This is a genomic window from Nonomuraea cypriaca (genome assembly GCF_015645445.1).
GTDB classification, from domain to species: domain Bacteria; phylum Actinomycetota; class Actinomycetes; order Streptosporangiales; family Streptosporangiaceae; genus Nonomuraea; species Nonomuraea cypriaca.
This window is the reverse complement of the sequence record NZ_JADOGI010000334.1, coordinates 1-9,166: the sequence shown is the minus strand read 5'-3', so window position 1 is coordinate 9,166 and position 9,166 is coordinate 1. Positions and strand designations below refer to the sequence as shown.

The 9,166-nt window shown below is 68.4% G+C and carries 10 protein-coding genes; 6 read left to right on the top strand and 4 right to left on the bottom strand.

The window, feature by feature from the left end; genetic code table 11:
• Positions 1-117 precede the first annotated feature (117 nt).
• Complete coding sequence (locus ITP53_RS51355; RefSeq protein ID WP_195902784.1) at positions 118-654, top strand: LysR substrate-binding domain-containing protein; 537 nt, start codon at positions 118-120, stop codon at positions 652-654.
• A gap of 333 nt (positions 655-987) precedes the next feature.
• Here the strand turns inward: ITP53_RS51355 and ITP53_RS56665 are convergent, their stop codons facing one another.
• Complete coding sequence (locus tag ITP53_RS56665) at positions 988-1,848, bottom strand: transposase (RefSeq protein ID WP_236052116.1); 861 nt, start codon at positions 1,846-1,848, stop codon at positions 988-990.
• Positions 1,849-2,067: 219 nt separating this feature from the next.
• The gene (locus ITP53_RS51345; RefSeq protein WP_195902783.1) at positions 2,068-2,478 is read right to left on the bottom strand and encodes a VOC family protein; all 411 of its coding nucleotides are present in this window, start codon (positions 2,476-2,478) and stop codon (positions 2,068-2,070) included.
• Between the two features lie 231 nt (positions 2,479-2,709).
• Between ITP53_RS51345 and ITP53_RS51340 the strand changes: the two genes are divergently transcribed.
• Positions 2,710-3,369 (top strand): hypothetical protein, encoded by a 660-nt coding sequence (locus ITP53_RS51340; protein WP_195902782.1) that lies wholly within the window; start codon positions 2,710-2,712, stop codon positions 3,367-3,369.
• 100 nt (positions 3,370-3,469) lie between these two features.
• Positions 3,470-3,739, top strand: a complete 270-nt coding sequence (locus ITP53_RS51335; RefSeq protein ID WP_195902781.1) for a hypothetical protein — start codon at positions 3,470-3,472, stop codon at positions 3,737-3,739.
• Here the strand turns inward: ITP53_RS51335 and ITP53_RS58755 are convergent.
• Positions 3,717-4,361, bottom strand: a complete 645-nt coding sequence (locus ITP53_RS58755; protein ID WP_195902780.1) for a TetR/AcrR family transcriptional regulator — start codon at positions 4,359-4,361, stop codon at positions 3,717-3,719. The genes ITP53_RS51335 and ITP53_RS58755 overlap by 23 nt on opposite strands.
• 103 nt (positions 4,362-4,464) lie before the next feature.
• Here ITP53_RS58755 and ITP53_RS51325 point away from each other — a divergent pair, with 103 nt between their 5' ends.
• From ITP53_RS51325 to ITP53_RS51315, 3 genes are all read left to right on the top strand, one after another.
• A complete protein-coding gene (locus ITP53_RS51325) occupies positions 4,465-5,565 on the top strand; it encodes a serine hydrolase domain-containing protein (RefSeq protein ID WP_195902779.1) in 1,101 nt (366 codons plus the stop codon).
• Between the two features lie 839 nt (positions 5,566-6,404).
• A complete protein-coding gene (locus ITP53_RS51320; protein ID WP_195902778.1) occupies positions 6,405-7,763 on the top strand; it encodes a hypothetical protein in 1,359 nt (452 codons plus the stop codon).
• Positions 7,764-7,872: 109 nt separating this feature from the next.
• The gene (locus tag ITP53_RS51315) at positions 7,873-8,460 is read left to right on the top strand and encodes a hypothetical protein (RefSeq protein WP_195902777.1); all 588 of its coding nucleotides are present in this window, start codon (positions 7,873-7,875) and stop codon (positions 8,458-8,460) included.
• Between the two features lie 152 nt (positions 8,461-8,612).
• On the opposite strand, the gene ITP53_RS51310 is transcribed toward ITP53_RS51315, so the two are convergent.
• The gene (locus ITP53_RS51310; protein WP_195902776.1) at positions 8,613-8,750 is read right to left on the bottom strand and encodes a hypothetical protein; all 138 of its coding nucleotides are present in this window, start codon (positions 8,748-8,750) and stop codon (positions 8,613-8,615) included.
• Between the last annotated feature and the right edge of the window lie 416 nt (positions 8,751-9,166).

Sequence of the window (9,166 nt, the reverse complement as noted above, 5' to 3'; positions counted from 1 at the left end):
ACCCGCTCCCGCCGCTCCTGCTCCGCGGGCGTGTACCCACCCCTTTGCCCATACCGCATGCTCCGGTCGTACCTCACCCGAAGCGATCCGTCACGAGGCTAAGACTCTACGCATTCAATCTGTGTAGTCGCCGCCGTCACCGACGGCCGGGCGGAACTGGGGATCATCGCCGATACCGTGGACTCGGGTCGGCTGGAACGGGCGGTGCTGCGTCCCGACCCGCTGGTCGTCATCACACGGCCAGGCCACGCTCTGGCCGCGCGTGCTCATGTCGCGTTCAGCGAGTGCCTCGGCCACCCGTTCGTCGGCTTCACCGAGGGGAACCCTTTGCAGGAGCATCTGAGCGGGCAGACCCAGCCGCTCGGGCTCCGGCCTCGCTACCGGGCGCATCTGCCGACCACGGAGGCGATCTGCAGCGCGGTAGCGGTCGGCGTCGGCATCGCCGTGGTTCCCGCGCGCGCGGTCGTCCGCTGGCAGCGTACCTACGACCTACGGGTCGTGGACCTGACGAATTCCTGGGCGAAGCGCAACCTGCTGTTGTGCAGCCAGCGCTGGTCCGGGCTCTCCGAAGCCGCGGCGGCGCTCGCCGCACGCCTCAAAGCGCACGGGGCGCCCGCTGCCACACCGGACGACGGTGGCGCCGAGGGCGCGTAGACGCCGACGGGCCCTTGCTCGGGCTCCGCCGGGCGAACGCGATATTCGCTGCCGCCTGCCCACTGAAGCACCGATTTTCGGATCAGTTCTTAAGGACTGCTTGATCAACTGTCCGGCAAACGGTCACGATGACCATGGGCGAACAGAACGCAGGGTTCGAGATCGAGGCGGGTGGTGGGAGCGTCGGCGGACGGGGTGAGGTTGAGGATCAAGCTCCCGAACCGGCGGCCCGCCGCAGCGCATCCAAGGCCGCGGCCAGTTCAGCTCTGGCTTGCACCGCCGCCGAGCGCCCGGCAACTGGTTCGTGGTCAGAGGGCATCGACGTCTCCGCGCTCACTTCACATCGGCACGCCCTAGCCTTTCGGCGGAGGCGTCGAAGGGCAGCGGACCCCAGTTCTCGCCGCCTGGCTGGCCGTGGCGTTGATGCATACCAGCCTGCCGCACCTCGACATTGGCGTACAGCGCTATGTCCGGCTTGGTGCGTATCGGCTGCCGGACCCCACTCGCGCCGGGTGCGCTTGCTTTCGTCAGTCGCGGCACCGGCCGGCCCGCTTCCTTTCGATCAGCACGTCTGGAGCAGGACATGCACCACATCCCCGAATGGATCCCGCTGATCGCCAGCCTCATCAACCTGGCCGCCGCAGCCCTCAACCTAGCCGCACGCCCCCGGCGCGGCGCCACCGACCACCTGCGTGACGAAGGCGATACCTCCAGCCGGTTCAGGTCCCGGACCGCGCTGATCACATGGGTGGAATCAGTACGCTGCTTGCCTCCCGCCTTGACCAGGCCCCTGTCCACGAGCTTGGCGAGCAGCAGGTCCAGAGCCCTCTCCTCCAGCCCGTGGGCGACCACCCGGGTCCGGAACTCACTCAGCACACTGGCATCGAACCCGGGATCGTCCAACGCCAGCCCCAAGGCATATTTCCAGCTCAAGTCCGCTCGCACGGTCTCGGCGGTTTGCCGATCGGTCAGGCCCTCCGCCCGCTGCAACACGGTGATCAACGCCAGCCGGCCTGGTGACCAGCCTGGCTTGCCCTCAGTCCCAAACGCTGCGGCGAACTCGGCGTCGGCGAACAGTTCGCCCAGCTCATCGCGGACCCGGACCGGCAACGGCGCTTCCCGCTTCCCCCGATACATCGCGGCTATCGCTCGCGCGATCTGCGGATCAGGCTCCGGCCACGACCTTGGCTGCATCGACACCGACCACTCCATCCGCGACCCAGAACGAGGGGAGAAACGGCCGCGCACGGCATGATCTCGGGCACGACAGTTCAAGTCACGGACCCGACACCCGCGTGTCGGCAGTTAACCAGCAGGGTCACGCGCTACGACAAACGCGCCTATATCTTCCTCGGTACCGTCACCCTGTCCGCCCTGGCAATCTGGCTCCGAACCTGATCTAAGAAACAGCTCTTAGCCGCGCTTGGGCCAGATGATGCCCTGGTCGGTCCAGATGACACCCTTGTTGTGGCAGAGGCAGAAGGGGTGGCCGACGGGGTCGGTGTAGACGCGCCAGCCATAGCCGTCGGAGCCGATGGAGTCCTGCTGCAGGGACGCGCCGAGGGCCAGGACGCGGCTCTGTTCGGCCTCGATGTCGTCGACTTCGAAGTCGAGGTGGAACTGCTTGGGGTGCTCGCTGTCGGGCCACTGCGGGGCGCGGTAGTCCTCCACCCGGATGAAGGCCAGCTCGATCTCGCCGAACTGGATACCGGCCCAGTTCTCGTGGCTGCCCTCCTTGATCGGGCGACCCGTCACCTCGGAGTAGAAGGCCGCCAGCCTCATCGTGTCCGGACAGTCGATGATGAAGTCGGTGAGTCGCAGCATCCCACGAGCTTGTCACAAGATCAAATAAGCTGGACTTTGAGACAGGCCCTCTAGTTCGGGCAGGTGGTCGGCGATGACCTGCCCGAGGTGGTATTTGCTTATGTCCATGCGCTGCAGCGGGACCGAGCCCGCAGTCTGCTCGTCACTCCCGTGCCGCCCATGTCCCGATGGGAACCTGCTCCGTTTTCGTTCCGATTGCCCGTCACGACCTGGTTCGGCAGGATGTCGTCCATGATCGACAATCCGCGACCCGGCTGGAAGAGCCTGGTGGGCGTCCTGGCGGCCGGCGCGGTGTTTGGCGCGGCGACCTCCCTGGCCAATGCTGTGGCCCATCCATCTGTGGATCTGGAAAGCCGGGAAGCGACGACCAACGGGTGGTCGTTCGTTGAGATTGTGAGCGTGCTGCTGGACTCTGGCTGGGCATGGGCCGGGCTGGCGGTGCTGGCGGGGTTCCTGGCCACCCGCGCCAAGCAGCGCGGTCTTGGCGCTCGGGCGCTGGGCCGGGGCGCTGTTGCTGGTGTGGTGAGCCTGCTTGCCGCCACGGCGGCGTACTATGCCGTGGATACGGTCGTCCACGATGTCCCGCTTGGCTCCTATGGGTATGACACGGCCTTCTGGTGGGCGGCGAGTGTTCTGCTCGGGCCGATTTTGGGTGCCATAGGGTCATGTGCCAGGCGGCCGGGAATGATCGGTGTGCTCGCCAAAGTGACGGTGCCGGTCGGCGCGGCCGTCCAGATGGTCGTGATGCCGCCCGGCAGGAACGAGGTGATCACGACCATCGGGCAATGGATTGTATGGACGACAGCTGTCGTGATCATCGGCGTGGTGGCGGTCCGCTTCCTCGGCGTGCAGCGGCAACGGAACTACTCCAGGGGAGCTGACTCGCTGTAAGTCCCGGCCAGCAGATGAGTTTCCTTCCGAGATCGCGCGCAACGAGCGTCCGCAGGAGCTCGGACCCGCTCTCGGCCGCCGCGCCAGTTGGTATGCAGTGGTGCCCTCAGTCCAGGAGTGCCAGGGTTTCGGGTGCTTCCCAGGCGGTCAGCTGCCGCTCAGGGTCGGTTTCCTGGTGCGCGAACTGGTTGATCAGGTCGGCGAGGGCTTGCCGGTCCTGTCCGGAGAGCTCTTGCAGGAGTGCGATCACCGGCTCGAGTGCGGCAACATGAACAACCCGGGCGACGCGGCCAAGATGTCCGACCCCGCCTTCCGCGTGCGCATCGCCACCTCGCTGGCGGCCGGGCTCAAGCAGTATCTGCGGAGGTAGCGGGCCCGTACGCGCGCAGGAATGCCGCGACGGCGGCCTCCGACAGGCGTCCGAGGTCGGCCTCCGAGTAGTGGTCGCCGCCGCCCCAGAACATCACCTTGTTGACCGGGATCCACAGCAGCAGCCCGACGAAGTGCTCGGCGGCCAGGTGCGGATCGTCCAGGCGGAGCCGGCCGCGCTCGGCCAGCCGCTCGAACGCGGTGGCCATGGTCCTCAGCGAGCGCTCGAAGCCCTGCTGGTACCAGGTGCGGCCGAGGTCGGGGAAGCGGTCGGCCTCGGCGATGACCAGCCGGCGCAGCCGCAGCACGTCGGGCCGCATGAGCGCGTCCAGGAACCTCCTGGCCAGCTCGCCCAGGTCCTTGTCCAGGTCGTGGCTGTCGTCCAGCGTCGCCGTGACCATCGTGGCGAGCCCCTCCACCTGCGCGGTGGTGTCCATGATGATGCTGCTGAAGAGCTGTTCCTTGTCGGTGAAGTGCTTGTAGACGGTCTGCTTCGACACGGCCGCCAGGGAGGCCACCTCGTCCATGCTGGTGCCCACGTAGCCGTTGCGCAGGAACACCTTGCGCGCCGCCTCCATGATCTGCCTGCGCTTGCGTGCCGTCCGGTCGCCCTCGTCCGCCATGCCTGCCCGCCCTTCTCGTCGACGAACACAGTACTAGACAGTTCCGTACCGGGATCAGTACTGTACCGTCTAGTCCCGACGACGAGGGCAGGATGGGCACGCCATGAGTGATCTCCAGAAGCGGGTGCAGGAAGCGGCCGACCGGCTGGTCGAGTCCGGGGACGAGCGCGGGCTGCAGGTGGCCGTCTACCGTGACGGGGTCCAGGTCGTGGACGTCGTGGCCGGGGTGGCCGACCCGGAGAGCGGGCGCGACGTCACCCCGGACACGCCGTTCTACAACTTCTCCATCGGCAAGGGCGCCACCAGCACCGTCGCCCACGTGCTGGCCGAGCGGGGCCTGTTCGGCTACGACACGCCGCTGGTCGAGCTGTGGCCGGAGTTCGGGCGGCACGGCAAGGAGGGCGTGACCGTGCGGCACGTGCTGTCCCACACGGCCGGCGTGCCGGGCCTCCCGCTCGACACCACACCGGAGGACGTCTGCGACTGGGGCACGATGGTGGCCGCGCTGGAGGACGCCGAGCTGTGGTGGGAGCCGGGGACCAAGGTGGGCTACCACGCCTACACCTTCGGATTCCTCGTCGGCGAGATCGTGCGGCGGGCCACCGGCAAGCCGATCTCCCAGGTGCTGCGCGAGGACGTGGCGGGTCCGCTGGGGGTGGCCGGCGAGCTGTACTTCGGGATGGCGGAGCAGGAGCACGCGCGGCTGGCCAGGCTGGAGGACGCGCCGATGGACATGTCGGCGTTCGGGGAGATGCCGGCGGACCTGCCGATGTTCAAGGCCGGGCCGATGACGCTGATGCCGAACGCGGAGCTGGGCAACCGGCCCGACTACCTGTCGGCCGACATCCCCGCCGGCGGCAAGACCTCGGCCAGGGCCATCGCGCGGATGTACGCGGCGCTGCTCGGAGAGGTGGACGGGACACGGCTGATCTCGGCCGAGCGGCTGAGCGCCATGACGGCGGTCGTCTCCAGCGGCATCGACGAGGTGTTCGGCATGCCGTCGTCCTGGGGCCTCGGGTACGGCATCGGCGGCCCCACCTCGACGGCCGAGGAGCAGCCGACGGTGTTCGGAGTGCCGGGCGCGGGCGGCAGCGCGGCGTGGGCCGACAAGGCGACCGGCACGGCGTTCGCGCTGACCAAGAACCGGCTCACCGGCGACTTCGCGACGGCCGAGCTGATCGGCGGGATCATCGCGCGGGGCTGAGAGCTCGGGACCGGCCCCCGCCGGGCTATCCGTCGCGGCAGAGGGGCTCTCCTCCGACCACGCAGGCGATGTCGTCGAGCTGGCAGCTCATCAGGGTGCACAGGTGAAGGCCATGAGCGATCCATGCGGTTCAAGCCGCATGTGAGTACTCGTGGAGGACGCCGCCGAGCCGGTTTCGTCGGCGTCGGCTCGTCAGGCGATGGGTTCCAAGGCGACTCGGTAGCCCAGGGCTTGAGTGGTTCGTGAAGGCTGCTGCCGAGGCTGTCTCTCGCAGAGACTCAACTCGACGTGGGAGACGATGGCCTGTTGTGGTCGCCGGGTGATCGCGGGTGGTTCCGGCCGTGCTCGGTGCGTGCTCGTACGCCCCGTCACGCGCCGTCAGGACCCGGCACTGCCGGACACGCAAAGCGCGCGAAGGCGGCACGAAGTGCCACCAAACGGCACCGCGCGGCACTCAAAGATCTTGCTTCTAATCCGACGGTCGCAGGTTCGAATCCTGCAGGGCGCGCTTACTTGGCCATCCAAAACCCGGGCCTGACCTGCGGTAACGCCTGTCCGCCGACGCTCCGCGTGTGCCACGGTGTGCCAGTCGCGGCCCGCAAGTGCCGCCGCTCGCGGAATATACGCGGAATGATCTCGCCGTCCGTGGCCGCCTCCTGCGCGGGTGGGGCCAAGTGACGGGAGCGGGCGGCGCGGCTTGTCAGGAAGAGGCGCCGACCGGCACGCCGGGCCGTAGGGTCGCGCCTTCCTCCAAGTCGGTTCCACGGGGACACGTGCAAGTCCCCCGTTCACTGCTGCGCTCCCCTTCACACGGCGCCCTGGCGGTGGCCGCGTGGGCGATGTACGAGACGTTGATGCCCCGTGCCCTGGGCGGTGGCCGGGCTCCGGCGTATGCGCGGCGCTGCTGGGTGGCCGACGCGCTGGGCGTGAGCGAGAAGACCTTGGACAGCGCGCGCCGCCAGCTGCTGGCGGACGGCTCGGGCGGGCCGTGGCTGTCCCGCTCCAGTCCGCTGGGGGCGAAACGGGCGGTCCGGCACGCGGCGCTGCGGTTGCCCCGCGAGACCGGCGAACCGTTCGTGCGGGTACCGGCCTGGACGCTGGATCTGCTGTCGCCCTCCAGCGATTCCGATCAGCGCATCTCCCCGGCTGCGTGGCGGTTGTACGCGCTGATACTGGCCGGCCAGCGTGCGGCCGGCCAGCCGCTGGAGACCTCTGTCAGCCATCTCGGCGGCATGGTGGGTGCTTCGGCCGACACCGGCCGGCGCAGGCTCGGTGAACTGGAACGCGCGGGCCTGGCCGAGGTCACCCAGCGCCGCGGCGGCCGTCTGCTCGTGCGCCCCGTGCCGAACCCGGACGAGGCGGCCACCGTAGCTGACACATACGGCACACAAGGCCGCCATCACACCACCAGCCCCTCGCAACCCAGAACATTCACTCCTGGCAGGACAGGGCAGTCACCCCTCGCAAACGCGGGCAGTCCACAGAAGGCACATGATCATAAGACATCACAGCTGGACGCATCTCGACCTCCCGCCGCAGGCGACGTACAGGTAGTAGAGGCCCACCCGCCGGACCCGGGACGACAAATTTCCTCAACGCGGGCCAGGCCGCCGGCGGTGCGGCACCCGGCGGCTCAGCGTCAGGCGGCCGAGATCTACCGCCATACGCTGCCGGCGACACTGGCTCAGGCTATCCCGGTGTTCGGCCGGCGGCGCGTGCTGGCAGCGATCGCTGCCGAACTCGCCATCCGCACCCCGGCCGAGCTGGCCGAGCGGATCCGCCGGCGTTGGGAGCCATGGCGGTGGCGCGAGGACATCGCCGATGTCACTTCGGTGGCCATCACCATCGTCCGCCGCGGCTACCACTGCCCTGATGTCCGATGCGAAGACCACCGCAGCCTGGACACCGGCCAGCCGTGTGAGGCCTGCGCCCAGATCGCGACCGAGGTTGTTCGTCGACGTGCCGAGGCTTCGGGTCCTGGTGAGGAGGCTTGCGTTGTTGCCTCAGCACGTCTGTCAGCTCCACCACCAGTCCATGAGGTGACCATCGCTGCGGACGCTGCCGCGAGGCTCAGCGGCCCGCCCTACGAGGATCCTGCCTACCAGGCCGCTCGAGCCAAGGTGCGCGCGCTTGGTCGTCGCGAGCTCGGAAAGGCGATCGCCACCGAGCGCCCGGGCCGCAGCGAGGTGACCAGGTGACAAGGGGACGTGACGTCGCCTGCGCACCGGACGGCCGTTAGGACCACCCGGACGACCCGATGTGCACGTTCGTGCAAGTTCAACGAGACAGGACCCTGAGGAGGGCCCCATGGCCGAGTACCCGTTCGACGACGACACGGAGTACGCCGCCGCGCGAAGCCTGGCTGCCGAGCGTCAGCAGATCGCCCACGAGGGCACGCTCGTGCCGACGTGGCACGAGTTGACGGACCACGAGCGGGAGATGTCGGCGGTGGACGCGCTGCACTGGCTCCGCGCCGGCCGCCGCATCGGGATGTTCGTGGAGCGGCTGACCATCGACGAGTACGTCGGGGCGTACGCCCGGCAGATCACCGACGCGCTCGACGCCGAGGGCATCATCGCCGACCAGCACGAGTGGAGCACCGAAGAATCGGACGACGGCCCCGGCATGCACTGGCACTTCGCCCCAGAGACCCCGCCCACCGACGACTCGTGGACCGAGGGCGTCACGATCTGGGACTGGCGGTGGGGGTGGCTCGACAACACCGGCGCTCCGCTGCCGCTGACGAGCCTCGCCGCCGTGGTGCACGTGGCGGAGGCGGTCAGAGCGCACGTCGCCGCGCTGCCCCCGGTGACGAGCAAGGACGGCCCGCAGTGGCGCAACGCCGCTCCGCTGGAGGGACTGCTCGCCGAGCTCGCCAAGGAGGTCGACGCGTGATCGAGATGGAGGACGTGTCCTTCTGGCATCGCACACCTGCCTAAATCGGGAAGTTCCAGATAATCTCCCCGTCGGGGCCGCTGGCCCGGTGGTCGGAAGTCTGTCGCACCGGCGCGGCCCGTGACGGGCGTGCATAAGGTGCGGCGATGGGCTCAAGCCTCGACGGCCGCATGGCCGACTTTCAGGTCGGCCAGTTCGCGCAGCAAGTTGATGAGCGCCTGCGTCTGCCGCTCGTGCAGGCGCTCACCGAGCACACCCTCCACGACCTCGTACTCGTAGAAGACGGTCATGGCCGCGGCTGATTGGTCTTGGCCGCAGCGAGAGCAGGGCTCACGGGGAACGGGCCTTCGCGGTAGATCTGTGGCATGACCACCTGATCCCCGAAGCAGGGCGGCCGGCTCCAGTGCGCCATCCTGGCGCAGCCAGGCGCGCCCCTGGGCTGCTTCAACAACAGAAGAACCGCAGATCGAAACCCCTCGAAAGAGGTCTTGACCTGCGGTTCTTCAAACTCTGAGTAGCCCCGACGGGGCACACGGCAGATGGATGCAGGATGCGCCCCTGGTCATCGAAGCCTTGTGTTGTGACTATTCACGTCAGTTTGTGAGTGCGGGTGTCCAGGGGGTTCCGAGTAGCGCGTCGTAGAGGGACTGGGCGGCGCGCAGGCCGTTCTTGCGGACGGTGGAGATGTAACCGCGGATGGACAGGA